The 26,091-nt window shown below is 65.7% G+C and carries 25 protein-coding genes; 18 read left to right on the top strand and 7 right to left on the bottom strand.

Annotated elements, in window-relative coordinates; genetic code table 11:
* Nucleotide 1: 1 nt before the first annotated feature.
* Nucleotides 2-1,117 (top strand): alanine dehydrogenase, encoded by a 1,116-nt coding sequence (gene ald / locus LWE61_RS12695; RefSeq protein WP_234150501.1) that lies wholly within the window; start codon nucleotides 2-4, stop codon nucleotides 1,115-1,117.
* A 45-nt stretch (nucleotides 1,118-1,162) separates the two neighbouring features.
* Here the strand turns inward: ald and LWE61_RS12690 are convergent, their stop codons facing one another.
* Nucleotides 1,163-1,399 carry a hypothetical protein gene (locus LWE61_RS12690; RefSeq protein WP_234150499.1) on the bottom strand — a complete coding sequence of 79 codons (237 nt, stop codon included), beginning with the start codon at nucleotides 1,397-1,399 and terminating at the stop codon, nucleotides 1,163-1,165.
* 193 nt (nucleotides 1,400-1,592) lie between these two features.
* On the opposite strand from LWE61_RS12690, the gene LWE61_RS12685 reads away from it, so the two are divergent.
* A complete protein-coding gene (locus LWE61_RS12685) occupies nucleotides 1,593-2,543 on the top strand; it encodes an aldo/keto reductase (protein WP_234150498.1) in 951 nt (316 codons plus the stop codon).
* 156 nt (nucleotides 2,544-2,699) lie between these two features.
* Here LWE61_RS12685 and LWE61_RS12680 read toward each other — a convergent pair whose 3' ends face one another.
* Nucleotides 2,700-3,179, bottom strand: coding sequence for an RNA pyrophosphohydrolase (locus tag LWE61_RS12680; RefSeq protein ID WP_234150496.1), 480 nt, complete (start codon nucleotides 3,177-3,179; stop codon nucleotides 2,700-2,702).
* 252 nt (nucleotides 3,180-3,431) lie between these two features.
* Between LWE61_RS12680 and LWE61_RS12675 the strand changes: the two genes are divergently transcribed.
* The gene (locus tag LWE61_RS12675) at nucleotides 3,432-4,808 is read left to right on the top strand and encodes a cryptochrome/photolyase family protein (RefSeq protein WP_234150494.1); all 1,377 of its coding nucleotides are present in this window, start codon (nucleotides 3,432-3,434) and stop codon (nucleotides 4,806-4,808) included.
* A gap of 53 nt (nucleotides 4,809-4,861) precedes the next feature.
* Nucleotides 4,862-6,136 carry a class I SAM-dependent methyltransferase gene (locus tag LWE61_RS12670; RefSeq protein ID WP_407696231.1) on the top strand — a complete coding sequence of 425 codons (1,275 nt, stop codon included), beginning with the start codon at nucleotides 4,862-4,864 and terminating at the stop codon, nucleotides 6,134-6,136.
* Nucleotides 6,137-6,221: 85 nt separating this feature from the next.
* Here the strand turns inward: LWE61_RS12670 and LWE61_RS12665 are convergent, their stop codons facing one another.
* Together LWE61_RS12665 and purF are read right to left on the bottom strand one after the other, a co-directional pair.
* Nucleotides 6,222-6,962 carry an SDR family NAD(P)-dependent oxidoreductase gene (locus tag LWE61_RS12665; protein ID WP_234150492.1) on the bottom strand — a complete coding sequence of 247 codons (741 nt, stop codon included), beginning with the start codon at nucleotides 6,960-6,962 and terminating at the stop codon, nucleotides 6,222-6,224.
* Between the two features lie 26 nt (nucleotides 6,963-6,988).
* Complete coding sequence (purF, locus tag LWE61_RS12660; protein ID WP_234150490.1) at nucleotides 6,989-8,449, bottom strand: amidophosphoribosyltransferase; 1,461 nt, start codon at nucleotides 8,447-8,449, stop codon at nucleotides 6,989-6,991.
* A 232-nt stretch (nucleotides 8,450-8,681) separates the two neighbouring features.
* Between purF and ccmC the strand changes: the two genes are divergently transcribed.
* The 8 genes from ccmC (at nucleotide 8,682) to LWE61_RS12620 (ending at nucleotide 15,712) form a co-directional block, all read left to right on the top strand.
* A complete protein-coding gene (gene ccmC, locus LWE61_RS12655; RefSeq protein WP_234150488.1) occupies nucleotides 8,682-9,407 on the top strand; it encodes a heme ABC transporter permease CcmC in 726 nt (241 codons plus the stop codon).
* Nucleotides 9,408-9,431: 24 nt separating this feature from the next.
* A complete protein-coding gene (gene ccmD, locus LWE61_RS12650; protein ID WP_234150487.1) occupies nucleotides 9,432-9,566 on the top strand; it encodes a heme exporter protein CcmD in 135 nt (44 codons plus the stop codon).
* Nucleotides 9,567-9,591: 25 nt separating this feature from the next.
* Nucleotides 9,592-10,041 (top strand): cytochrome c maturation protein CcmE, encoded by a 450-nt coding sequence (gene ccmE / locus LWE61_RS12645; protein ID WP_234150815.1) that lies wholly within the window; start codon nucleotides 9,592-9,594, stop codon nucleotides 10,039-10,041.
* Nucleotides 10,038-11,975, top strand: coding sequence for a heme lyase CcmF/NrfE family subunit (locus tag LWE61_RS12640; protein ID WP_234150486.1), 1,938 nt, complete (start codon nucleotides 10,038-10,040; stop codon nucleotides 11,973-11,975). The genes ccmE and LWE61_RS12640 overlap by 4 nt, the downstream gene beginning before the upstream one ends.
* Entirely contained in the window at nucleotides 11,972-12,502 is a 531-nt protein-coding gene (locus tag LWE61_RS12635) for a DsbE family thiol:disulfide interchange protein (protein WP_234150485.1), read from the top strand. Before LWE61_RS12640 ends, LWE61_RS12635 begins: the two co-directional genes overlap by 4 nt.
* A 35-nt stretch (nucleotides 12,503-12,537) precedes the next feature.
* Nucleotides 12,538-12,951: a cytochrome c-type biogenesis protein gene (locus LWE61_RS12630; protein ID WP_234150484.1), complete on the top strand. Its 414-nt coding sequence runs from the start codon at nucleotides 12,538-12,540 to the stop codon at nucleotides 12,949-12,951.
* A complete protein-coding gene (locus tag LWE61_RS12625; RefSeq protein WP_234150483.1) occupies nucleotides 12,948-13,604 on the top strand; it encodes a tetratricopeptide repeat protein in 657 nt (218 codons plus the stop codon). Before LWE61_RS12630 ends, LWE61_RS12625 begins: the two co-directional genes overlap by 4 nt.
* 161 nt (nucleotides 13,605-13,765) lie before the next feature.
* The gene (locus tag LWE61_RS12620) at nucleotides 13,766-15,712 is read left to right on the top strand and encodes a potassium transporter Kup (RefSeq protein ID WP_234150482.1); all 1,947 of its coding nucleotides are present in this window, start codon (nucleotides 13,766-13,768) and stop codon (nucleotides 15,710-15,712) included.
* A 166-nt stretch (nucleotides 15,713-15,878) separates the two neighbouring features.
* On the opposite strand, the gene LWE61_RS12615 is transcribed toward LWE61_RS12620, so the two are convergent.
* Entirely contained in the window at nucleotides 15,879-17,120 is a 1,242-nt protein-coding gene (locus tag LWE61_RS12615; RefSeq protein ID WP_234150480.1) for an MFS transporter, read from the bottom strand.
* A 121-nt stretch (nucleotides 17,121-17,241) separates the two neighbouring features.
* Entirely contained in the window at nucleotides 17,242-18,912 is a 1,671-nt protein-coding gene (leuA, locus tag LWE61_RS12610) for a 2-isopropylmalate synthase (protein ID WP_234150479.1), read from the bottom strand.
* A gap of 552 nt (nucleotides 18,913-19,464) precedes the next feature.
* On the opposite strand from leuA, the gene LWE61_RS12605 reads away from it, so the two are divergent.
* From LWE61_RS12605 to LWE61_RS12580, 6 genes are all read left to right on the top strand, one after another.
* Nucleotides 19,465-20,874 carry a circularly permuted type 2 ATP-grasp protein gene (locus LWE61_RS12605; RefSeq protein ID WP_234150477.1) on the top strand — a complete coding sequence of 470 codons (1,410 nt, stop codon included), beginning with the start codon at nucleotides 19,465-19,467 and terminating at the stop codon, nucleotides 20,872-20,874.
* Nucleotides 20,875-20,914: 40 nt separating this feature from the next.
* The gene (locus LWE61_RS12600) at nucleotides 20,915-21,847 is read left to right on the top strand and encodes an alpha-E domain-containing protein (RefSeq protein ID WP_234150475.1); all 933 of its coding nucleotides are present in this window, start codon (nucleotides 20,915-20,917) and stop codon (nucleotides 21,845-21,847) included.
* A gap of 12 nt (nucleotides 21,848-21,859) precedes the next feature.
* Complete coding sequence (locus tag LWE61_RS12595) at nucleotides 21,860-22,711, top strand: transglutaminase family protein (RefSeq protein WP_234150473.1); 852 nt, start codon at nucleotides 21,860-21,862, stop codon at nucleotides 22,709-22,711.
* A gap of 66 nt (nucleotides 22,712-22,777) precedes the next feature.
* Nucleotides 22,778-23,515, top strand: a complete 738-nt coding sequence (locus LWE61_RS12590; RefSeq protein WP_234150471.1) for a peptidase — start codon at nucleotides 22,778-22,780, stop codon at nucleotides 23,513-23,515.
* 72 nt (nucleotides 23,516-23,587) lie between these two features.
* Nucleotides 23,588-24,550 carry a thioredoxin-disulfide reductase gene (gene trxB / locus LWE61_RS12585; protein ID WP_234150469.1) on the top strand — a complete coding sequence of 321 codons (963 nt, stop codon included), beginning with the start codon at nucleotides 23,588-23,590 and terminating at the stop codon, nucleotides 24,548-24,550.
* A gap of 177 nt (nucleotides 24,551-24,727) precedes the next feature.
* Nucleotides 24,728-25,507 (top strand): helix-turn-helix domain-containing protein, encoded by a 780-nt coding sequence (locus LWE61_RS12580; protein ID WP_234150467.1) that lies wholly within the window; start codon nucleotides 24,728-24,730, stop codon nucleotides 25,505-25,507.
* A 186-nt stretch (nucleotides 25,508-25,693) separates the two neighbouring features.
* On the opposite strand, the gene LWE61_RS12575 is transcribed toward LWE61_RS12580, so the two are convergent.
* A complete protein-coding gene (locus LWE61_RS12575) occupies nucleotides 25,694-25,975 on the bottom strand; it encodes an acyl carrier protein (protein ID WP_234150465.1) in 282 nt (93 codons plus the stop codon).
* Nucleotides 25,976-26,091: the final 116 nt, after the last annotated feature.

Below are 26,091 nucleotides of genomic sequence, written 5' to 3'. Positions count from 1 at the left end.
CATGATCGTAGGAACGGTTCGCGAGATCAAGGATCATGAATATCGGGTCGGCCTGACGCCGGAAAGCGTGCATGAACTGTCGGCCCATGGCCATGATGTGCTGGTGGAGGCTGGCGCGGGGCTGGGCATAGGCGCGACAGATGAACAGTATCGCCACGCGGGGGCGGAGGTGCTGGACGATGCCGCCAGCGTATTCGCGCGGGCGGATATGATCGTGAAGGTCAAGGAGCCGCAGCCGGCCGAACGGGCTATGCTGCGACCGGGGCAAATTCTCTATACCTATCTGCACCTTGCGCCCGATCCTGAACAAACGGCCGCACTGGTCGCATCGGGAGCGGTGTGCATCGCCTATGAGACGGTGACGGATGCGGGCGGCGGATTGCCGCTGCTGAAACCGATGAGCCAGGTGGCGGGGCGTATGTCGATTCAGGCGGGGGCGACCGCGCTGGAAAAGGAGCATGGCGGGCGCGGCGTGCTGCTGGGCGGGGTGCCGGGGGTGCTGCCCGCCAAGGTGGTGGTGATCGGCGGCGGCGTGGTCGGCTTCAACGCGGCGCAGATGGCCGCCGGGCTGGGCGCGGACGTGACCATCCTCGACCGCAGCCCGGAAGTGCTGGAGCGGCTGGGCACCTATTTCGAGGCACGGGCCAAGACACGCTTTTCCAACAAGGCCAATCTGGAGCAGAGCGTGGCGGAGGCCGATCTGGTGATCGGCGCCGTGCTGATCCCCGGCGCGGCGGCGCCCAAGCTGGTGTCGCGCGCGATGCTGGCGACGATGCAGCGGGGAGCGGTGCTGGTCGATGTAGCGATCGACCAGGGTGGCTGTTTCGAGACGAGCCATCCCACCACGCACAGCGCGCCGACCTTTGTCGTGGACGGGGTGGTGCATTATTGCGTGGCGAACATGCCGGGTGCGGTGGCGCGGACATCCACCTATGCGCTCAACAATGTGACGCTGCCACATGCGCTGGCCGTCGCGGACCTGGGCTGGCGGGATGCGATGCGGCGCGATCCGCACCTGCTGGCGGGATTGAATGTGTGGGACGGGAAAGTCACCTGCGCGCCCGTCGCGCGGCAGCATGGCTATGCCGTCACCGACCCGGCGGAGGCGCTGGCGTGAACGTCTGAATTCATCGTGTCATCTTATTAAAATATCATGATTTTCTCAGTTGCTCGACAGCCGTTCGCGCATGTCCACGGAATCGATCATCAGCCCGCCCGCCATGAACACCGATCCGGTGCAGGCAAGGGCGAGCAGGACGCCGCCATAGCCGGGATATTGATCCAGATAGTTGGACGCCCGCTCGCACGCGCCCATCGCCAGCGGATAGATGACGAGATAGACCTCGAATTTCGTCTTCAGCGTGAAGAGGCGGCGAAGTTTGGTGAGGCGGGACGTCATGCGCAGTGACAAAGCAACCTCCGTGCCAACGGCTAAAATCCGTATTTTACGTTAAATGATTCTTAACCAGTTGTAAAAAATCCCGACAATCTTGTCCATGCGGGCTGTTGCCACGCGGGGGCTTGCGGTGGGGGCGATCCCTGCCATTCTGGCGTTGAAGGCGCGGTTTGCCGCCGGTTGGAAGGATGTCGATATGGTTGAGCGCCGCCCGCTGGGCGATACGGGGCTGTCCATTGCGCCGCTGGTGCTGGGCGGCAATGTGTTCGGGGTCAACGGGATGGACGCCGCGCGCAGCTTTGCGGTGCTGGACGCCTTTGTCGACGGCGGCGGCACGATGATCGACAGCGCGGACATGTATTCCAACTATCTGCCCGACGGTAAAGGCGGGGATAGCGAGGCGATGATCGGCGCATGGCTGGCCCATCGCGGGCGGCGCGACGATGTGCAGATCGCGACCAAGGTGGGCGGTCCGATGGGGCCGGGTCTGGGCGGACTGGGCAAGGCCTATCTGCCGCGCGCGGTCGAGGCGTCGCTGCGGCGGCTGAGGACCGACTATGTCGACCTGTATTTCGCCCATTTCGACGATGAGAGCGTGCCGCAGGAAGAAGTGGCGGAGGCGTTCGACACGCTGGTCCGGGCGGGGAAGGTGCGGAGCATCGGCGCGTCAAACTTTACACCGGCACGGCTGGGCAGCGCGCTGGACATTGCGGCGGCGAGCGGGCTGACGCCCTACACGGTTTTCCAGCCCCAATATAACCTGCTGGAGCGCGACCTGGAGCGGGAACTGTTGCCGCTGTGCATGGCGCGGGGGGTCGGGGTCGTGACCTTCTTCAGTCTGGCGCAGGGCTATCTGACCGGCAAATATCGCTCGCCCGACGACCTGTCGCAGAGCAGGCGCGGGGGCGGGGTGCAGAAATATATGGAGGGCAAGGGGCCGGGGATGCTGGCGGTGATGGACCGGATCGCGGGGGATCATGGCGTGTCCCATGCGGCGGTGGCGCTGGCATGGGTGATGGCGAAGCCGGGGGTCGCCGCCCCGATCGCCAGCGCGACAACGGTCGGGCAACTGCACGACCTGATGCCGTCGCTGACCCTGCACCTGTCGCAGGAGGAGATGGCGCGGCTGGATGCGGCGGGGATTTAGGGCGGCGGCTTTGGGGGAGGGTGACGCGTGCGCCCTTCGTCCGTTTCGGGATGGTCGACGGCTTGAACTGTTCGAGGCCGAACAGTCCTTCGACAGGCTCAGGACAAACGGATTTCCATTTGCCCCCTCGCTCCTATGGACTGCCTCGTCAGCGGATCAGATCAGGTCGCGGAATTCCGCCAGCACGTCGCGGTAGATCTTCTTCTTGAAGGGCACGATCAGATCGACCAGCGTATCCGGCGCGGTCCAGCGCCAGTTGTCGAATTCGGGATGCTCGGTCGCGATGTCGATGTCGCTGTCCGCGCCCAGAAAGCGGGCCAGATACCAGATTTGCCGCTGTCCGCGATATTTGCCGCCCCATATCCGTCCGGCCAGTTCTTCGGGCAGGTCGTAGAACAGTTCTTCCTTGGTGTGGGCGAGCAGTTGGATATGCTCCGGACGGACGCCGGTTTCCTCTCCGAGTTCGCGGATCGCGGCCTGTTCCGCCTCTTCGCCCCGGTCCACGCCGCCCTGCGGCATCTGCCAGGCGTCGCCTTCCGTGCTGTCGATGCGCTGCCCGACAAAGACCTGGCCGTCGCGGTTGACCATCATGATGCCCACGCAGGGGCGATAGGGAAGGGAGGCAGGTTCGGTCATGGCTGTGGTTCGATCATCGTAAGGGAAAGCCCCCTGTACAGAAGCGACCTTCCCCGGTTCAAGCGCCCATCCATGGGTTCGGCAAAAATCGTGCCGGCGTGAACAGCATTGGGGGAGGGTGCGCGTCAGGGTTCGTGTGGCGATACGTCCGTGGAATTGCCGTATGTGGCGGAACCAGCCTTTGACGCGCGGAGTCTGGCCGCTAGACGTCGTTCGATCTCCGCTTTCCTTTCTCTCTCGACAGGCTGAACCATGACCGCGCCCTCCATCCTCTGGTTTCGTCGTGACCTGCGCCTGTCGGATCAGGCGGCGCTGTGCGCGGCGGTGGCGGAGGGGCCGGTGATTCCGGTCTATATATTGGATGACGAGACGCCCCGGCATCGGGCGATGGGCGGCGCGAGCCGGTGGTGGCTGCACCATAGCCTGACGGCGCTGGACGAGGCGTTGCGGGGCAAGGGGTCGCGGCTGATCCTGCGCCGGGGGGAGAGCGTAGCGGAACTGGCGAAGCTGGCGGCGGAGACGGGGGCGGTGCGGGTGCATGGCCTGCGCCATTATGAACCCTGGTGGCGCAATGCGGAGCGCAAGGTGGCGGGCGCGCTGGACCTGATAGGCCATGACGGCAATTACCTGCTGCCACCCGGAAGCGTGACGAGCGGCAGCGGCCAGCCGTATCGCATCTACACCCCGTTCTCCCGCGCGGTGCTGCTCCAGATGCCGCCGTCCGATCCGCTGCCGGCGCCGGTGACGATCGCTGGTCCCGCGCACTGGCCGCAGAGCGATGCGCTGGCGGACTGGGGCCTGCTCCCGACGAAGCCGGACTGGGCGCAGGGGTTCGGGGCGGAGTGGACGCCGGGCGAGGCGGGCGCGCTGGAGCGGCTGGGCGATCTGGCGGATATTTTGCCGGACTATGGCGAGGCGCGGGACCGTCCCTCGGTCGAGGGGACATCGCGCCTGTCGCCGCATCTGCATTTCGGCGAGGTGTCGCCCGCCACCGTCTGGCAGGCCGCCACAGGACGCTCGCAGGGGGCGGAGACGTTTCGCAAGGAAGTGATCTGGCGCGATTATGCACAGAACATCATCACCGCCTTCCCCGATTATGGCCGGCGCAACGGTCATGAGCGGTTCGACGCACTGGCATGGCGCGACGGCAAGGCGGCGCAGGCGGACCTGTGCGCGTGGCGGCAGGGGCTGACGGGCTATCCCATCGTCGATGCGGGTATGCGGCAATTATGGGCGACGGGATGGATGCACAACCGCGTCCGCATGATCGTGGCCAGCTTCCTCATCAAGCATCTGCTGATCGACTGGCGCGAGGGCGAGCAATGGTTCTGGGACACGCTGGTCGATGCGGATTACGGCAACAACAGCGTCAACTGGCAATGGTCGGCGGGCACGGGGCTGGACGCCAATATGTTTGGTCGTATCATGGCGCCGCTGGTCCAGTCGGAGAAATTCGACGCGGGCGATTATATCCGGCAATGGGTGCCGGAATTGGCGGGGCTGGCCGGGCGGCAGGTGCATGACCCAGACGGCGCGGGTTGCCGCCCGCGCGCCTATCCGCCGCCCGTGATCGGTCATCGGGAGGGGCGGGAGCGGGCGCTGGTCGCCTATGCGAAGGTGAAGGGATGAAGACGCAAAGCGGGATTGGACAGGCCGTCCCCCATGAGTCATAGTCCCGTCCTATGAACGCACCCGGTCCCCGCGCCGCGCCGCGGCTGCATGCCGTGGACTCGCTGTTCGCCCGGACGGGCGCCAGCCTGATGGCCCGGCTGCCCGTGCGCCTCTTCCACGAGCTGCTCGACCGGATCGACGCGGGGCTGGCGACGGGCAGTCTGGAGGGGCATCTGCCCGACGGGTGCGTCCGTTTGTTGGGTGGCCGTGCGGAAGGACCGGCCTGCGTGGTGCATCTGCATAGCTGGCGCGCGCTGGCCCGGCTGGCTCTGTCCGGGTCGGTGGGGTGGTACCGCGCCTGGGTGAAGGGCGAATGGAGCAGCCCCGACCCGGTGCCGCTGTTCGCGTTGTTCATGGCCAATGCGCGGACGCTGGGCGGGACGGCGCGGGCGCGCGGTCTGCCGAGGCTGGCGATCCGCCTGTGGCATGGGCTGAACCGCAACAGCCGCAAGGGCGCGCGGCGGAACATCGCCTATCATTATGACCTCGGCAACGCCTTCTATGCGCTGTGGCTCGACCGGAGCATGACCTATTCGAGCGCGCTGTATGCGCGTCCGGGGATCGCGCTGGAGGACGCGCAGGCGGCCAAGATCGACGCGATGCTGGATCGGCTGGACCTGTCCGCCGGGCAGCGGCTGCTGGAAGTGGGATGTGGCTGGGGTTCGCTGGCTCTGCGCGCGGCGGAGCGGTGCCCGGAGTTGCGCTATGACGGGCTGACCCTGTCCACCGAGCAGAAGGGCTGGGCGGATGCGCGGCTGGCGGAGGCGGACGTTGCGGACCGGGCGGCGATCCACCTCGCCGATTATCGCGATTTCGATCATGGTCCCTATGACGCCATCGCCAGCGTGGAGATGGTGGAGGCGATCGGGCAGGCTCAATGGCCGGAATATCTGGCCACCCTCCATGGCCTGCTGGCGCCCGGCGGGCGGGCGGCGATCCAGTTCATCAGCATCGACGATGCGATCTTCGACAGCTATGCGGGCAGCGCGGACTTCATCCAAACCTATATCTTCCCCGGCGGCTGCCTGATCGCGCGGGACCGGTTTCGTGCGCTGGCGGAGGCGGCGGGATTCGAATGGCGGGATGAACGGTCGATGGGGCAGGATTATGCCCGCACTCTGCTGGAATGGCGGGAACGGTTCGACGCCGCGATCATGGCGGGCAAGCTGCCCCATGCCTTTGACGAGCCATTTGTGAAGCTGTGGCGCTTCTACCTCATATATTGCGAGGGCGGATTCCGGGGCGGCGGGATCGACACGCATCAGGTGACGCTGGTCCGGCGGTAGGGTCGGGAATCGCGCACAGCAGGACGGTTTTGGGACAGGCAATTTCGTCACCCCGGATCAAGTCCGGGATGACGGACAGGCAGGGCTACTTCGCCAGATCGAGCCGATAGCCGTCGGGATGGTCCGCCGTGACGAGGTCGAGCAGCGTAGTGGCCACGCTCTCCGGCTCCTTGACCGTCTTGGGGTCTTCGCCCGGATAAGCCTTGGCCCGCATGGCCGTGCGGGTGGCGCCGGGGTTCACGATATGGGTGCGGATGCGGGAGATTTTCGCGACCTCTTGCCCATAGGCGCTCACCAGCACCTCCAGCGCCGCCTTGGACGCGCCATAGGCACCCCAATAGGCGCGCGGAGCGGCGGCGACCCCGGTGGTCAGGGCGATGACGCGGGCGTCCGGGCTGGCGCGCAGCAGTGGATCGAACGCGGCGACCAGCGCCTGCTGCGCCAGCACGTTCAACGTCATGACGCGCGAAAATTCCTTGGCGTCGACAGCGGGCACTGCGGCCAGCGTGCCGAGCATCGCCGCGTTCAGCACCAATATGTCGAGCGCGTTCCAGCGACCCGCGATCGCCTGCGCCAGCCGCCCGATGCTCTCGCCATCGACCAGGTCGAGCGGCGCGATGGTGGCATGGCCACCGGCAGCGTGGATTTCCTCCTCCACCGCTTCCAGCCCGCCGCTGGTGCGCGCGACGAGGATGACATGCGCCCCCGCCGCCGCCAGCGCCTTGGCCGTCGCCGCGCCGATGCCCCGGCTGGCGCCCGTCACGAGGGCGAGGCGACCGGAAAGCGCCCCGGCGGTCGCCGGGGCAGGGGAAGATATGTCAGCCATGATGGTCCCGGAAGTTTAGGTGCGCGTCAGACGACCCGTTCGGCCAGCAGGGCAAGCTGGTCGCCCGTGTCATGGTCGTCGAGGTCGGTCAGGCGGGTCGGATAGTCGCCGGTGAAGCAGGCGTCGCAATATTGCGGCCGGATGTCGGCCCGCTGCTGCTCGCCCAGCGCCTTGTACAGACCGTCGATGGACACGAAGTCCAGGCTGTCGGCGTGGATGAAGTTACGCATCCCCTCGATGTCGAGCTTGTGCGCGAGCAGCTTTTCGCGTTCCGGCGTGTCGACGCCATAGAAGCAGCTGTGCCGTGTCGGCGGGCTGGCGATGCGCATATGCACTTCGCGGGCGCCCGCATCGCGCATCATCTGCACGATCTTGAGGCTGGTGGTGCCGCGCACGATGCTGTCGTCGATCAGGACGATGCTCTTGCCCTGAATAAGCGCGCGGTTGGCGTTATGCTTGAGCTTCACGCCCAAGTGGCGGACCTTGTCACCCGGCTGGATGAAGGTGCGGCCGACATAGTGCGAACGGATGATGCCCAGTTCGAACGGTATGCCCGATTGCTGGGCATAGCCGATGGCGGCAGGGACGCCCGAATCGGGCACCGGGATGACCAGATCGGCCTGCACCGGATTTTCGATGGCGAGCTGCGCGCCAATCGCCTTGCGCACCGAATAGATGCTGGTGCCGTCCACGATCGAATCGGGGCGCGAGAAATAGACATGCTCGAAGATGCACGGGCGGGGATGATGGTCCCCGAACGGGCGGTGCGAGCGGATCTCGTTGCCGCTGGTCACGACGATCAACTCGCCCGGATCGACGCTGCGGATGAAGTCCGCGCCAACCACGTCGAGCGCCACCGTCTCCGACGCGAAGATCACCGATTCGCCCAGCCGGCCCATGACCAGCGGGCGGATGCCCAGCGGGTCGCGGCAGGCGATCATGCCCTCGCGCGTCATGCAGATCAGGGAGTAGGCGCCCTCCACCCGCTTCAGCGCGTCGATGAAGCGGTCGAGCAGCGTCCGGTAGTTGGACGTGGCGACGAGGTGGATGATGACCTCTGTATCGCTGGTCGACTGGAAGATCGACCCGCGGCGCACCAGTTCGCGCCGCAGCGTGGCGGCGTTGGAGATATTGCCGTTGTGTGCGATAGCGAAGCCGCCCGACGACAGGTCGGCATAGAGCGGCTGCACGTTGCGCAGCGCCGTCTCGCCCGTGGTGGAGTAGCGGACATGGCCGCAGGCCACATCGCCGCCCAGCGCGCGAATCACGTCGTCGCGGTCGAAATTGCCCGCCACATGGCCCATCGCCCGATGGGTGTGGAAATCCTTGCCGTCATAGCTGGTGATGCCGGCGGCTTCCTGACCGCGATGCTGGAGGGCATGGAGGCCAAGCGCCACGATGGCCGAGGCACCCTCGGCTCCGTGAACACCGAATACGCCGCATTCCTCGCGCAACTTGTCATCGTCGAACGGATGGGTTGTGAGCATCGTTTAGGAGCGCCCGTCATATTTTTGGGATGGGCGGCAACACCGCCCGTGTGATCGCGCATATAGGGATGAACGGACGCTTTGTCGCCCCATTGTAATAAAAAACGAAATTTTGCCGATGATAGCTGGGCTTTCAGCGCGTTCGGACCCCGGTCGGGCGCTTATGGCCGCTGCGTAAAGCGGGTGTAAAGGCGGCTGGCATAAGCGGGCGCATGGCAGTATGAGCGGCGCGATGCACGCTTATGCCAATCCGACGCGCTTTCTGGGCGTGGCCCGCCCGCTGGCGCCCTGGCTGTTCTGGATCGGGATCGCGCTGATTCTCGGCGGATCGGCGGCGGGGTTGTTCCTCGCGCCCGCCGACTATCTCCAGGGCGACAGTTTCCGCATCCTCTATATCCATGTGCCGACGGCCTGGCTGGGCATGGGGGGCTGGACCGGGATCGCACTGTGCGGCGTGATGCAGATCGTATGGCGGCATCCGCTGGCGGCGGTCGCCGCGCGCGCGGTGGCGGTGCCGGGCGCGTTGTTCACGGCGCTATGTCTGGCCACCGGCTCCATCTGGGGGCGCCCGACATGGGGGACATGGTGGCAGTGGGACGGGCGCATGACCTCCATGCTCGTCCTCCTTTTCCTCTATCTCGGCTATATCGCCCTTGCCTCCGCCAGCGCGAAGTCCGGCGAGCAGGGCGGGGTGAGCCGGGTGACGGCCATCTATGGCATCGTGGGCGCCATCAACATCCCGATCATCAAGGGTTCGGTGGTGTGGTGGAACAGCTTGCATCAGGCACCGAGCATCGGCTTTTCCGGGTCCAGCATCGCGCCCAGCATGTTGTGGCCGCTGGGCCTGACCGTGACCGGATTTACATTGTGGTTCATGGCCATTGTCATCCTCCAGATGCGGGCGATATTGGCGAACAACCGCATAGAGGCCCGCCTGCGCCGCATGGCGCGCGGCTGACAGCAGCGCGGGGATAGGAGAGAGATGAACGCCTGGCCTTTCGTGATCGCGGCCTATGGCCTGACGCTGTTCGGGACCGTGGCCGTCAGCCTGTGGTCCTGGCGCAAGGCGCGCACGGCGGAGGCGCGCGCCGACGCCCTGCGGCGGGAGCGTGACTGAGGTGGGCATTCGTGCAGGTGGCCCGATGAAGGGCAAGCATCAACGGCTGATCCTGGTCAGCGTCGCCATCGTCGCGCTGATCGGTGCGGTGCTGCTCGCCATGTCGGCGCTGAAGGATCAGGCCGCGTATTTCTACACCCCCAGCGAGGCGCGGGCCAAGGCCGTGGCGCCGGGCACTGCCTTTCGGCTGGGCGGCATGGTGGTCAAGGGCAGCGTGAAGCGCGCCAGTGACGGGATCAACATCCGGTTCGAGGTGAGCGACGGCAAGGGGTCTTTGCCCGTCGCCTATGCCGGTGTCACCCCCGACCTGTTCCGCGAGGGCTCGGGCGTGGTCGCGGACGGGGCGCTGCGTCCCGACGGGACGTTCGAGGCGACGGAAATTCTGGCCAAGCATGACGAAAATTACATGCCCCGCGAACTGGAGGGCATGAAATATGACGAAGAGACCCACAAGATCGAACAGAAGCCGCAATGATCGCTGAAACCGGACTTGCCGCGCTGTGGCTCGCCGCCGCGCTGGCCGCGCTGCAACTGGTCGCCGCCTGGGCGGGGATCGCGCGGGCGGAGACCGACCTCGTCCGGCTGGTGCGCCCCGTCGCGGTGACGCAGGGCCTGCTGACCGGCTTTGCCTTCCTGATGTTGATGCTGCTGTTCCTGCGCTCCGACATGTCGGTCGCGCTGGTCGCGCAGAACAGCCATTCGATGAAGCCCTGGCTGTACAAGTTCGCCGGGACATGGGGCAATCATGAAGGCTCTATGCTGCTGTGGGTCATGGTCATGGGACTGGCCGGCATGGGCATCGCCCTGTTCGAACGGTCGCTGGCCCGCGACACCCATATCGCCACATTGGGCGCGCAGGCGCTGATTTCGCTGGGCTTCTATGCCTTCCTGCTGTTCGCCTCCAACCCCTTCGCCCGGCTCGATCCGGCGGCGGCGGACGGGCAGGGGCTGAACCCGCTCTTGCAAGACCCCGGCCTGGCCTTCCATCCGCCGACGCTCTACCTGGGCTATGTCGGCCTGTCGGTCGCCTTCTCCTTTGCGGTCGGTGCGCTGGTGACGCGGCAGGTGGACGCCGCCTTTGCCCGCGCGATGCGGCCCTGGGTGCTGGGCGCGTGGGTGATGCTGACGCTGGGCATCACGGCGGGCAGTTACTGGGCCTATTATGAACTGGGCTGGGGCGGCTGGTGGTTCTGGGATCCGGTTGAAAATGCGTCGCTGATGCCATGGCTGGCGGCGACCGCGCTGCTTCACAGCGTCAGCGTGCTGGCGACCCGCGATGGCCTGCGCGCCTGGACGGTGATGCTGGCGGTGGTCGCTTTCTCCATGTCGATGGTCGGCACCTTCCTGGTGCGGTCGGGCATATTGACCAGCGTGCACGCCTTTGCCGTCGACCCCCGGCGCGGCAGTTTCATCCTGATCCTGCTGGCCCTCTATATCGGTGGGGCGCTGGCCCTGTTCGCGCTGCGCGTCGGCGCGGTGCGGGAGGGCAATCGTTTCGAGGCGGTGAGCCGGGAGGCGATGCTGGTCATCAACAACCTGCTGCTGTCCGTCCTCCTCGGCCTTGTGCTGATCGGCACGCTCTATCCGTTGTTGACGGAGGCGCTGGGGACGAAGGTTTCGGTCGGCCCGCCCTATTTTAACAGCGTCGCCGGGCCGATCGCGCTGGGCCTGATGGTCGTGCTGGCGATCGGGCCGGTCACGCGCTGGCGCCGCGATACGCTGCGTTCGGTGGCGAGGCGGGTGGCGGTGCCCGCGCTGGTCGCGGTGGCGGTGCTGGCGACGGTCCTCGCATGGGCGGGGGGATGGATCGGGATATTGCCGTTGCTGGGTCTGGTCGCGGCGGCGCTGGTCGGCGTGGCGAGCCTTGCGCCGCTGTGGGGCCGCAACCTGCGCCGGACGCCTTTGTTCACCTATGGCATGGTGCTGGCGCATCTCGGCTGCGCGGTCAGTCTGGCGGGGATGGCGTCGGAGAGCGCGTTCAGCGTGGAGAAGCTGGTCGCGGCCCGTCCCGGCGATGTGATCCGTACCGCCGGATGGACCGTGCGCTTTACCAGCGTGCAGCCGGTGGCCGGTCCCAACTGGACCGCGATGGAGGGCCGCTTCGACGTGTCGCAAGGAACGGGCAAGGTGCAGGAAATCCGTCCGCAGGCCCGCTTCTTTGCAGAACCGCCGACCAACACCACCGAATCCGCGTTGCTGACCCGCTGGAATGGGCAGCTTTATGTGGTGCTGGGCGATTCGCTGGATGATGGCCGCTGGCAGTTGCGCATCTGGTGGAAGCCGTTCGTGACGCTGATCTGGGCCGGTGGCGGCCTGATCGGGCTGGGCGGCGTGCTGTCGATCATCGGGCGCTGGGGGCGCGGCTGGCGGCGTCTGCGTCGCCGTGGGCAAGCGGAGTCCTATGCATGAGGTCGTGGTTGCTCTGGGCGCCGCTGGGCCTGTTCGTCATCTTCATCGGCCTGTTCGCCAGCGGACTGTTCCAGCCGGACGATCGGCAGATACACAGCGGGATGTTGGGCAAGGCTCTGCCCGCCTTCACCCTACCCGCGGGGGCGAGCGACCGGCCGGGCCTGTCCACTGCCGACCTGAAGACGGGCAAGCCCCGCCTGCTGAACATATTCGCCAGCTGGTGCGTGCCCTGTGCGGCCGAATCGCCGCAACTGGTGGAACTGGCGCGGCAGGGCGTCACCATCGACGGCGTGGCGATCCGCGACGCGCGGGAGGATGTCGACGGATTCCTGAAACGCTGGGGCAATCCCTATGGGCGCATCGGCCTCGACGCCCGGTCCGCGCTGCAATTGTCGCTGGGGTCGTCGGGCGTACCGGAGAGCTTCGTGGTCGATGGCAAGGGGATCATCCGCTACCAGCATATCGGCGAGATCAGGCCTGAGCATATCGCGGTGATCCGGCAGAAGCTGGCCGAGGCGGCGCAATGACGCGGCGGCTGTCGTTCCCTGTCATGCTGGCTTCTATGCTGGCCCCCATTTTGGCCCCAGTTCTGGCTTTGTCGCCGGTGAGCGCCGTCGCGCAGACCGCCCTGCCGCCTGCGCCCTATGCCGATACGCAACTGGAAGACCCGGCGCTGGAGGCGAAGGCGCGGGACTTCATGCTCACCATCCGTTGCGTCACCTGCCAGAGCCAGTCCATCGCGGACAGCAATGCCAGCATGGCGAGCGACCTGCGGTCCGAAATCCGCACCCGGATCAAGGCGGGCGAGGAGCCGGAGGCGATTCGGCGCTGGCTGATCGAGCGTTATGGCAACTGGATCAGCTATACCCCCACCGCTGACCCGGTGCTCTGGCCGCTATGGGCCGCGCCGGTCGTGCTGCTGCTGGTCGGCGGGACGTTGGTCGGCACGCGATTGAAGCGGAGAAAGCGCCCATGACCGGCCTGTTCATCGCTGGTGGCTTGGCGCTGCTGGTCGCCATCGGCATCAGCCTGTTCGCGCGCATCGGCAAGGGTGGGTGGGAACCGGTGGCGACCGTGCTGCTCATCGGCCTTGCGGGGTATGCCTGGCAGGGGCGACCGGGGCTTGCCGGTGCGCCCGTGACGGCGAAGGCCGCGCGCACCGTGCATTTCGACGAGGGCATGGCCCAGCGCCGCCGCGCCATGGGCGAGCGGGTCAGCGGCGCGACCAAATGGTTCGTGCTGTCCGACGCGCTGGCGCGGCAGGGCGATACGCAGGGATCGGTCAATCTGTTGAGCGCGGCAGTGCGCAGCGACCCGAAAGACGCGAACCTGTGGGTCGGCCTGGGCAATGCGTTGATGCTGCATGGCGAGGATGTGTTGTCCCCGGCGGCGGACTATGCCTATCGGCAGGCGCTGCGTCTCGCCCCCGCTGCGCCGTCGCCGCGGTTCTTCTATGGTCTGGCGCTTGCGCGGGCGGGCAAGCTGGAGCCGGCGCGGGCGATATGGGGCGAACTGGCGGCGAGCCTGCCGGTGGGGTCGCCGTTCCGGGTGGAGCTGGAAAGCAATCTCGCGGCCATCGACAGACTGCTGGCGGCGCAAGGCGGCGGGGCGGCGGCCCCCACGCCCTGATCCCCCTCCCTGATCCAATGCGGGAACCGGGCGGACTCTCGCCCGTTTCCAGCGCTGTTGCACCGCCCATCGCGCCATGCTAGGCGGCGCCGCAACGGCGAAGGACGGGCGCCGGTATCGGGCAGTTTTCCCCGCGATTTCGTCGGAACGGAACGGCATGCATGAGCAGTGACGCGGGCCAGACTGAGGGCGCATCCGGCAATGCCGGAGCGACCGGCCACGACCCGTCCCTTGGCCATCATGGCCATCCACAGGACGCCCTGCTGAAACTGGCCATTGGCGCCATTGGCATCGTGTTCGGGGACATCGGCACCAGCCCCCTCTACGCCTTTCGCGAAACCTTTGCGGGCCATCACCCGCTGGCTCTCGACCTGCCGCACATATTGGGCGTCATCAGCCTGATGTTCTGGTCGATGATGCTGGTGGTGACGCTGAAATATGTCAGCATCATCATGCGCGCGGACAACAAGGGCGAGGGGGGCAGCTTCGCGCTGCTGGCGCTCATCAACCGCAACAGCGCAGGACCGCGCCGCTGGAGCGCGGGCATCGTCCTGCTGGGCGTGTTCGCGACATCGCTTTTTTATGGCGACAGCATGATTACCCCGGCGGTTTCCGTCCTGTCGGCGGTCGAGGGGCTGGAGATCGTCAACCCCGCCTTTGCCGGGGTCGTGGTGCCGGTCGCGCTGGGCATCCTCGTTTTCCTTTTCTCGATCCAGCGGGCGGGCACCAATCTGGTGGCGCGCATGTTCGGCCCGGTCATGCTGCTCTATTTCACCACTATCGCGGTGCTGGGCGTGCTGAGTATCCTCCAGACGCCCTATGTGCTCAACGCGCTGAATCCCTATTGGGCGTTCCACTTCTTTGCGACCTCGCCCGTGGCGGCCTTTCTGGCGCTGGGTTCGGTCGTGCTGGCGGTGACGGGCGCGGAGGCGCTCTACGCCGACATGGGGCATTTTGGGCGCATCCCCATCCGTGTGGCGTGGATATTCTTCGTGCTGCCCGCGCTGATCCTGAACTATATGGGGCAGGGTGCACTGCTGATCCGCGATCCGGCGGCGCTGGCCAGCCCCTTCTACAATCTGGCGCCTGAAACGATGCGGCTGCCGCTGGTCGGTCTGGCGACGATGGCGGCGATCATTGCGTCGCAGGCGGTGATTTCCGGCGCCTTCTCCGTGACGCAGCAGGCGATCCAGCTCGGCTTCATGCCGCGCCTGCGCATCGCGCATACCAGCGCGTCGACCGTGGGGCAGATCTATATCCCGCTCATCAACTGGGGGTTGATGGTGATGGTGATCCTGCTGGTGTTGACCTTCCAGACATCGTCGAACCTGACCGCCGCCTATGGCATTGCGGTGACGGGCGCGATGTTCATCGACAATGTGCTGCTGACCGTGCTGCTGCTACACCTGTGGAAATGGCCGCGCTGGGTCTCCATCCCGTTGCTGGTCGTCTTCTATCTGGTCGACGGGGCCTATCTGGCGTCGAATCTGACCAAGGTGCCGGACGGCGGCTGGTTCCCGCTGCTGATCGGCTTCATCGCCTTCACCCTGCTGACCACCTGGGCGCGGGGCCGCAAGCTGATGCAGGATCGGCTGCGCGAATCTGCCATGCCGATCCCGGTCTTCGTCGCCTCCGCCGCCAACAGCGCGGTGCGGGTTGCGGGTACGGCGATCTTCATGACGTCCGCGTCCGACGGCGTGCCGCATGCGCTGCTCCACAACCTCAAGCACAACAAGGTGTTGCACGACCGAGTCGTGCTGCTGACCGTGAACATCGCGGACGTGCCGGTGGTGCCCGAGGAGAAGCGGTACAAGATCGACGACTTGGGCCATGGTTTCTTCCGCCTCGTCCTGACCTATGGCTTCATGGAGGAGGCGAACGTCCCCGACGCGCTGAGCCGGGTGCAGGGTTGTGGCCAGACGTTCAAGATGATGGAAACGAGCTTCTTCCTCGCACGGCAGACGCTGCTGCCCTCGGCCCGGCCGGGCATGGCGATTTGGCGGGAGAAGATCTTCGCCTGGATGCTGCGCAACGCGGAAAGCGCGATGGAGTTCTTCCGCCTGCCCACCAACCGCGTGGTCGAACTGGGTAGCCAGGTCGAAATTTGACGATGGCCGTCGGGGTGGCGGCGGTAGCGGCAGCTTTCGCGGCACATCCCGGCCATTGGGAAGTCGGGACGGTGGACCGCCCGTACCTTTTGGCCGCGCGCTATGGGGCTGCGGGTGCGGAGGATATGGCTGTGATTGAGCGGGAGGGAGATGTGACCTGGCGCTTTCAGGCGACTGCCGCCCGCCGCCCGGTCCGCGCCAGGGAGATGATCGCAAAGGCGGCCAGCAATCCGAACGCTCCCGCCAGCAGGAAGGCATAGATATAGCTGCCCGTCTCGCTGCGGATGACGCCCGCGCCAAAGGCGGCCGTCGCCGCGCCCAGTTGATGCGCGACCATGATCCAGCCGAAGACGATGGGGGCGAGCCGGTCGCCGAAGGTGCGGCTGGCCAGCGCCACGGTGGGCGGCACGGTTGCGATCCAGTCGAGACCATAGAATATCGCGAAGATCGTCAGGAACTGCGCATCCTGCCCGGCGAAGGGCAGCGCGATCAGCGAGAGGCCGCGCAGGCCATAATAGATGCACAGCAGCTTGCGCGGGTCGTAGCGGTCGGTCAGCCAGCCCGATGCGGTGGTGCCGACGATGTCGAGCAGGCCCATCATCGACAACATGCCCGCCGCCGCGACGGAGGCGATGCCGATGTCGCCGCAATAGGCGATGAGGTGCGTGCCGATCAGCCCGTTGGTGGTGAGGCCGCAGACGAAGAAGGTGCCTGCCAGCAGCCAGAACATCGGCTCGACGACCGCGAGGCGCAGTGTCGCGATCGCGCCGGGGCGGGTGGCCGGTTCCGGCGTTGCGGGGGTGGGCAGAGCTTCCTCGCCCAAGCGGGTTAGGCCGACGGAGCGCGGGTCTTCGGGCATCAGCAGCCAGACGATGGGGATGATGGCGAGCGCGGCGATGCTGACGGCCAGCGCGACATTACGCCACGCCACGTCGCCCGCCAGCCAGGCGAAGAGCGGCAGGAAGACGAGCGCGCCGGTCGCCGTGCTGGCGCTCAACACGCCCATGGCGAGGCCGCGATGCTGGGCGAACCAGCGGTTGACGACGGTTGCAGCCAGTACCGGCGCGACCGCGCCCGACCCGACGCCCGCGACGATGCCCCAGCTCAGCACGAACTGCCACGGCTCCGTCATCCAGCGGCTGGCGAAAGTCGCGCAGGCCATGAGGACGAGGCCGCCGAGCATCGTGGGTTTCAGGCCGATGCGGTTGGTCAGTGCCGCGCTGAACGGGCCGGTCAGGCCGTAGAAGAGGATGCCGATGGCGACGCTGAGCGAGATGGTCGCGCGGTCCCAGCCCATGGAGAGTTCCAGCGGGCGGATCATCACGCCGGGGGCGGAGCGCAGGCCCGCCGTCACCAGCAGGGCGACGAAGGTGATGGCGAGGACGAACCACGCCCGATGGATGCGCATTGCCTGCCTCCTTCGTTCCGGAGATTTCAACATGACCAATCAAAAGGCTGTTTTCGATTTGGCTGCGCCGGAGGCCCGGCGCAGCCGAATTTCAATCATATCATATTGTTATATAATGATATTATGAGCGATGCAGGCCGTTGGCGGCGGACAGGATCGCCTGCACCGACGCGGTCGCGACATCCGCGTCCAGACCCACGCCGAACACCGTGCGACCGTCCGCCGTGCGACATTCGACATAGGCGGCGGCGTTGGCGTCGCTGCCCGCGCCGACGGCATGTTCGCTATAGTCCACGACGCTGAGGTCCACGCCCATCCCCTCGCGCAGCGCATCCAGCACGGAGGAGATCAGGCCGTTGCCCCTGCCGGACACGGTCCGCTCCTCCCCATTCAGCGCCACCTTGCCCACGAACACACGGTTCCCGGCGGGGCCGCTCTCCTGATAGTCGAGCAGCTTGTAGGGCTGGTCCGCGCCCAGATGATAAAAGCTCTGGAACGCGCCCCAGATGTCGGCGGCGTGCAGTTCGCGGCTGCTGTCGTCGGCCAGCCCCTGCACCACGCGGCTGAAATCGGCCTGCATACGCTTGGGCAGCTTCAGCCCCTTGTCCTGCTGCAACACCCACGCCACGCCGCCCTTGCCGGACTGCGAATTGACGCGGATCACCGCCTCGTAGGAACAGCCGATGTCCGCCGGGTCGATGGGCAGATAGGGCACGTCCCACAGCTCGTCGTTGCGCTCCTCCTGCGCGGCGAAGCCCTTCTTGATGGCGTCCTGATGGCTGCCGGAGAAGGCGGTGAACACCAGTTCGCCCGCATAGGGATGGCGCGGATGCACGGGCAGGTTGTTGCAATAGGTCACGGTCTGCACGATTTCGTCGATGTTCGAGAAATCGAGGCCCGGCGAGACGCCCTGTGTGTACATGTTCAGCGCCACGGTCACGATGTCGCAGTTGCCGGTACGCTCGCCATTGCCGAACAGGCAACCCTCCACCCGGTCGCCGCCCGCCATCAGGCCCAGCTCCGCCGCCGCCACGCCGGTGCCCCGGTCGTTATGCGGATGCAGCGACAGAACGACCTTGTCCCGGTCGCGAATATGGCGGCCGAACCATTCGATCTGGTCGGCGTAGATGTTCGGCGTCGCCGCCTCCACCGTCGCGGGCAGGTTCAGGATCAGCGGCTTGTCGGTCGTCGGCTGGAGAATATCCATCACCGCCTCGCAGCACTCCAGGCTGAAATCCAGCTCCGCGGTGGAGAAGGTTTCCGGCGAATATTCGAAATGCCAGTCGGTGTTGGGCTGCCTGGCCGCCTCGTCCCGGATGATCTTGGCCGCGTCGATCGCGATCTGCTTGATCTGGGGCCGGTCCATCTGGAACACGATGCGGCGCCACGCGGGCGACACGGCGTTATAGACATGGACGATGGCCTGCTTCGCGCCGACAAGGCTCTGGAAGCTTTTCTCGATCAGGTCGCGGCGGGCCTGCGTCAGCACCTGGATGATGACGTCGTCGGGGATCTTGTCACCCTGCACCAGCCCAGAGATGAAGTCGAACTCCGTCGCCCCGGCGGAGGGAAAGCCGACCTCAATCTCCTTGATGCCGACACGGGTCAGCAATTCGAAGAAGCGGGTCTTCTTCTCCGTATCCATGGGGTCGATCAACGCCTGATTGCCGTCGCGCATGTCGGTGGACAGCCAGCGTGGCGGCGTGGTGATGGTGCGGCTGGGCCATTGGCGGTCGGGCAGGTCGACCTGCGGGAAGGGCCGGTATTTGCGGCTGGGGTCAGTGAGCATCATGGCAATGGATCTTCTGCAAGGCGACGCGGAATGGAGATGTCCTGCGCTGTCGCGATTGACGATAAGCGGTGAACTGGTCCCTTAGGCGGATGGTGCGCGCCCGTTCGAAGGGGCAGGCGCAGCCGGTATCGCACGCCTAAGGGCGTGTAAGTCGCGCTGTCCGCAGTAGGTGGAACATGTCAATCATTGCGCGACTGTTTTGCACATCATGGGTCGCGGGGTCAAGGCTGGTGGTCGGGGGCGGCAGGTTTGCGAGGATAAGAGACGAGAGTCCGATGGCTCCTCATGCTCCGTCCGCCCGGAGCGTATCGAAAGGCTGTACGGCCTTTGAAGCGCGGTGCCACAGGAAGCAGCACCGCCCTTCGACAGGAACAGGGCGAACGGATTTCCATTGCCCCAATATCCGCAACCGCTTGAAAGCGTTGTAGCTGTCGCACAACTGTCACTAAATCTGATCTTGCGCCCCTGAAAGACGAACTTTTCCCCTTGCATTTCCGCGAATCGAGCGCACTATGCTGCAATGCACAAACAAACGGGGGCATAGCGGTCTGAATGGCGTTTTACGAGATGCTGGACCGCAACGGATCGGTGCGGGAATGTTATGCGCCGGTCCAGCATTGGGTCGAGCAAACCGGCATAGGCGGGCTTAACCGCCGCCTGGAGGAAGCGGAGGCGATATTCCGCAAGATCGGCATAACCTTTGCCGTCTATGGCGAGGGGGGCGACCCCGAACGGCTGATCCCCTTCGACCTGCTGCCCCGCATCTTCACCGCGCTGGAATGGCGCACGCTGGAGGCGGGTATCCGGCAACGGGCGCGGGCGCTCAACGCCTTTCTCTACGACGTCTATCATCGCGGCGAGATCATCCGTGCGGGCATCATGCCGGCCGACATCATCTACAAGAACGCCGCCTACAAGCCGGAGATGGCGGGCTTTACGCCGCCGGGCCGGGTGTACAGCCATATCGTGGGCGTGGACATCGTGCGGACCGGGCCGGACAAGTTCCAGGTGCTGGAGGATAATTGCCGCACGCCGTCGGGTGTCTCCTATATGCTGGAGAACCGGGAGATCATGACGCGCATGTTCCCCGACCTGTTCAATCAGGGGATGGTGGCGCCGGTCGACCATTATCCCGACGACCTGCTGAAAAGCCTGAAGGAAGTGGCGCCGCCCGCGTGCAAGGACGATCCGGTCGTGGTCGTGCTGACGCCCGGCTCGCTCAACAGCGCCTATTATGAGCATAGCTTTCTGGCCGACCTGATGGGTGTGGAACTGGTCGAGCCGGCGGACCTCTATGCCGACGACGGCCTCGTCTATATGAAGACGACCTATGGCCCGCGCCGGGTGGACGTGATCTATCGCCGGATCGACGATGATTATATCGACCCGCTGGTGTTCCGTCCCGACAGCCTGCTGGGCGTGCCGGGCCTGTTCGACGCCTATCGGCGGGGCGGGGTGACGCTGTGCTCCGCGCCGGGTGCGGGGGTGGCGGACGACAAGGCCATCTACACCTATGTGCCGGACATGATCCGCTTCTACCTGGGGGAGAGCGCGATCCTGGAGAATATCCCGACCTGGAATTGCGCCAAGCCGGACGAATGTGCCTATGTCCTGGAAAACCTGCATGAATTGGTGGCCAAGGAAGTGCATGGGTCGGGTGGCTATGGGATGCTGATCGGGCCGAAGGCGACGAAGGCGGAGGTGGAGGCCTATGCCCACCGCATCCGCGCCAACCCGTCCGAGTTCATCGCGCAGCCGACGCTGGCCCTGTCCACCGTGCCCACGCTGGGCGAGGCGGGGATCGTGGAGCGGCATGTGGACTTCCGGCCCTATTGCCTGGTCGGCACGCAGTTGCGGCTGGTGCCCGGCGGGCTGACGCGGGTCGCGCTGACCGAGGGGTCGCTGGTCGTCAATTCTAGCCAGGGGGGCGGCGTCAAGGATACATGGGTGCTTCAGATATGAGGGGACCGATCGACAAGACGTCTGAGGAAAGGACGCACCCATGCTGAGCCGGACTGCCGAAAATCTCTTCTGGCTGGCGCGCTATCTGGAGCGGGCGGAGGCCACGGCGCGGCTCATCACCATGGGCCAGCGCATGGCGATCCTGCCCGGCGCGCACCACCGGGAGGAGTGGAAGTCGATCATCCGCGTGACCGGCAGCCAGCATCTGTTCGACAAGGACGCCGTGATCCGCGAGAGCGACGTGGTCGAGCATCTGGTCCTGAACGGGGACAATCCGGTGTCGATCCGGTCCTGCCTGATGAAGGCGCGGGCGAACGGCAAGTCCGTCCGCACCGCCCTGACGCAGGACATGTGGGAGGCGTTGAACGAGGGATGGCGCAACCTGGAAAGCTATGACGTGCCGCAGGCGCGGGCGCAGCTAGCCACCATCCTCGACTGGGTGAAGCAGCGCGCGATGATCTTTCGCGGGGCGACCGAAAGTGGCCACCTGCGCGACGAGCGGCACGACTTCATCCGCGCGGGTTGCGCGCTGGAGCGGGCGCAGTCGGTGCTGCGGCTGCTGGACGTGAAATATTATGTGCTGCTGCCGGAGACGGACGTAGTGGGCGGCAATCGCGACCATTATCAATGGCAGTCGGTGCTGTATGCCCTGTCCGGCAACCGGGCCTATCACCATGTCTATGGCGGGGTCTATTCGCCCTGGCAGATCACCGATTTCCTGATGCTCAACCGGCGCTTCCCGCGCAGCGTCCTCTATTGCTACGACCAGTTGTCGTACCGGTTGGGGCGGCTGGCGCAATGGCATGGACAGCGGCGCGAATGTCATGACAGTGTGGAGGCGATGGTGAGCGGCCTGGCGGCCAAGACCAGCGGCGACATCTTTCGCCATGGTCTGCACGAGACGGTCCAGCGGACCCTGTCGGACAGCAACCGCCTCGGCAGCGAAATCGCCGAAGCCTATCATTTCGCCTAGGAAACCCCGTCCATGCGCCTGTGCATCCGCCACGAAACCCGCTATTCCTACGAGGGCACCGCGCTGGGCGCGACGATGCGGCTGCGGCTTAAACCGATGGACAGCCCGGTCCAGCGGATCGAGGACTGGCGCATCAGCGTGAACGGCGAGCCGGTCGAGAATTTCACCGCCAACAGCTATGGCGTGCCCGAAGCCCTGTGGCGGACCGGCCAGCGGATCAGCGAGGCGGTGGTGGTCGCGGAGGGCATCGTGGAGACGGCCGACCGCGCCGGCATTATCGGCTTTCCCGACGAGGCGGCCAGCCCGCGCATCTTCCTGCGGCAGGGCGATTTCACCAAGGCGGACGGCGCGCTGGTCGAGATGGCGGCGGAGGCGCGGACGACGGACGGGCCGCTGGCCAGCCTGCACAATCTGTCGCACATCGTCCATGGCCGGATGCGCTATCGCAAGGACAGCACGGACAGCGCCACCACCGCCGCGCAGGCGCTGGAAATGGGGGGCGGCGTTTGCCAGGACTTTGCCCATGTCTTCATCGCCGCCGCGCGGGAAATGGGCGTGCCGACCCGCTATGTCGCCGGTTACGTTTATGACGAGGAGGGCGAGATGGACGCGGAGGAGATCGGCCAGAGCCATGGCTGGGCCGAAGCCTTTGTCGAGGGGCTGGGGTGGGTCGGTTTCGATCCCACGCGCAAAATCTGCGTCACGGACCAGTATGTCCGCCTGTCCTGGGGCGTGGATGCGTTCGATTCCGCGCCGCTGCGCGGGGTCGCGGCGCTGACCGGCGGGATCGGCATGAACGTGGATGTACAGGTCGCCACCGCGCCGATCCTGTCCCAGAAGCAGGCGCAGTCGCAGCAGCAATGATGGCAATCGTACGGCAATAATGCCATTGTCCGCGAATCGCTGAGCCGGGGGGCAGGGAAAAATATCGTGACTTACTGTGTTGCCGTTCGGGTCAATGCGGGCCTCGTATTGCTGTCGGACACACGCACCAACGCGGGCGTCGACAATATCGGGCGCTTCCGCAAAACCTTCACCTATGAAAGTCCGGGCGAGCGTGCGGTCGCCATCATGTGTTCGGGCAACCTGTCCGTGACGCAGGAGGTCAAGACGACCCTGTCGCGCGCGATCAAGGATAATCTGGAGGGGGTCGAGTGCGAAACGATCCTCAACTGCCGGACGCTGCACCGCGCCGCGCAGATCGTGGGCGACACGATGAAATCCGTCCAGTCGCGGATGCAACAGAAGCTGGGCATGGCCAGCACCAGCCTGTCATCCAACATGATCCTGTGCGGCCAGCGCAAAAACGGCAAGCTGCGCCTCTACCTGATCTACAGCGACGGCAATTTCATCGAGGCGACGGCGGACACGCCCTTTTTCCAGATTGGCGAGCATAAATATGGCAAGCCGATCCTGGACCGGATCATCCACCCCGACACGTCGCTGGAGGATGCGGCCAAGGCGGTGTGCGTGTCGATGGATTCGACGCTGCGGTCCAACCTGTCGGTCGGCATGCCGCTGGACCTGACGGTGATCTCCAAGGACGACCTGTCCTTTCGCCTGCGCCGCCGCATCTATCCCGACGATGAGGAATTCGGCCGCATTTCGGCGCAATGGGGCGAAACATTGCGCCGGGGCTTCGAATCCCTGCCCAGCGTCCTCGATTAACCCCCCATACGGGTATTTGCGTATGCGTATGCAATCCCTATGTAGCGACCAGAATCGCATTAAGGGCCTCTTATGACTGCTACCCATTCGACACGTATGCTGATCCTCGGTTCCGGCCCCGCTGGCCTGAGCGCCGCCATTTATGCCGCGCGCGCGGGGATGGCGCCGATCGTGGTGCAGGGTATGCAGCCAGGCGGGCAGTTGACGATCACGACCGACGTGGAGAATTACCCCGGCTTTCGCGACGTGATCCAGGGACCGTGGCTGATGGAGCAGATGCAGGCGCAGGCCGAGCATGTCGGCGCGCAGATGCTGTACGACCAAATCGTCGATGTGGACCTGTCCGAGCGTCCGTTCCGGCTGAAGGGTGACGGCGGCACAATCTATGTTGCGGATACGCTGGTGATCTCCACCGGCGCGCAGGCCAAGTGGCTGGGGCTGGAGAGCGAGAGCCTGTTGCAGGGCAAGGGCGTATCCGCCTGCGCGACCTGCGACGGTTTCTTCTATCGCGGCAAGAAGGTGGTGGTGATCGGCGGCGGCAACACGGCGGTGGAGGAGGCCCTGTACCTCACCAACCACAGCCATGACGTGACGCTGATCCATCGCCGTGACAGCCTGCGCGCGGAGAAGATCCTTCAGGAGCGGCTGTTCGCCCATCCCAAGATCAAGGTGCTGTGGAACAAGGGCATCGAGCGGTTCGTGGGCGGCGGCAACCCGGAGGGTCTGGTCGGTGTCGACCTGATCGACACGGTGACGGGCGAGAAGAGCCATGTGCCGACGGACGGCGCCTTCGTCGCCATCGGCCACAAGCCCGCGACGGAATTGTTCGTGGACAAGCTGGAACTGGATGACGGCTATCTGGTGGTCGAGAAGGGCACGAGCCGCACCGCCATCCCCGGCGTGTTCGCGGCGGGCGACGTGACGGACAAAATCTATCGCCAGGCGGTGACGGCGGCGGGCATGGGCTGCATGGCGGCGCTGGACGCCGAGCGGTTTCTGGCGGAAGCGGATTTCGAGGCTGTCGCGGCGGAGTGAGATGGGAGGTCGGGCGCGAAACCGCGTTCGGCCAGCCCTTGTCCTGTCGCTATCGGGCGGGTGCGGTTTGACAGGTCGCCGGGAAGCCGTGATCTAGTCTCATGCCCCGCGTCAGCCATGCCGAAGATAGGGGCCGGGGGATAGGGATGGGCGCTTGCGGCCCGACGGATGGCGGCGATGGATGAAGGCGTCGATGCACTGAGCGAACGGGAAAAGGCGACCTTGCGTCTGCTGCTGGCGGGGCATGACGCTAAGTCGATCGCCCGCCATCTCGACCTGTCCGTCCACACCATCAACGAACGGCTGCGCGACGCCCGCCGAAAACTGGGTGTTTCCAGCAGCCGGGAGGCCGCGCGGCATCTCGGCCGGGCCGAGGGGGGAGACCCCCAATTTCCTGTACCCATGGATTTGGGGGTCGCGCCTTTGCCGCTGCCCCCGCAACAGCCAGAGCCACACCGTCAACCCAAAGGCGCGGGCCATGTCGCGGCATGGCTTGCGGGAGGAATAGTGATGCTCTGCCTGATTGCTGTCGCCCTGTTTTCTTTCGGTCGGGGCGAGGACATACCCTCCACCCCGGCATCCGCTACCCCCGCATCCGCGATCCCGACGGCGAGTGGCCCGGCGGCGAGTGGTCGCGCGGCCACGCAATGGCTGGCGTTGGTGGACAAGGGGGATTGGAGTGGGAGCTGGCGGGCGTCGGGGACATTGTTCCAGTCGCAGGTGACGACACAGGGCTGGGCGTCGGTCATCGAACCTGTGCGTAAGCCGCTGGGCGCCGTCCTGTCCCGCACGTTGGGCAAGGTGACCAAGGCAACGTCGCTGCCCGGTGCGCCGACGGGGCACTATGAACTGCTGGAATATCGCACGACTTTCGCGAACAAGCCCGCCGCGGTCGAGACTATCGTGTTGGCGCAGCAGTCGTCCGGCTGGAAAGTGGTGGGCTACTTCATTCGATAGAAGGGGATGAGGTTAGATTGCCCGCCTTCGGCTTGCTGCGCTCGCAATGACGGTTCACGGAAAAATCATCCTGCTCTGGTGACGAGTCCAGGGCGGTTCGTTGCTCCGGCAACCCGGCTACGCGGGCGAACCATTGCGTCAGCCCATGGCTTTCAGGTGCGTCAGCCCATAGCTTTCAGGCCGGCGTCACTCCGCCCCGGCGGCGTCCAGCTTAGCCTGCGCGAAGGCGACCAGATTGCCCAGCGTTTCAAAGGTTTCCGCGTCGATGTCGTCATCGTCGATGAGGATGCCGAGGCGGTCCTCCATCTCCGTCAGGACGGTGGCGACGGCCATGCTGTCCAGTTCCGGCAGGGCGCCGAACAGGGGCGTGTCGGCGTCGAAGGCGGCGACGCGGTCCGGTGCGATGCCCAGCGCGTCGGCAAGGACCGATCGCACGGCGGAGTCTGCGGAAAGCCTGTGATCTGACATGAAACAGATGCCCCGATTCGTTGCGGATGCCCGCCTAGCCGCTGCTTTGTGGCGGGACAAGCGCGGAAACGATACGATATTTGCGTAAAGCGACGGTTGCCAATAGACGGCAAGGC

The organism is Sphingobium sufflavum (assembly GCF_021403115.1).
Classification (GTDB): domain Bacteria; phylum Pseudomonadota; class Alphaproteobacteria; order Sphingomonadales; family Sphingomonadaceae; genus Sphingobium; species Sphingobium sufflavum.
Note: the sequence above shows the minus strand (reverse complement) of the source record. Positions and strands in the feature narration are given on the sequence as shown.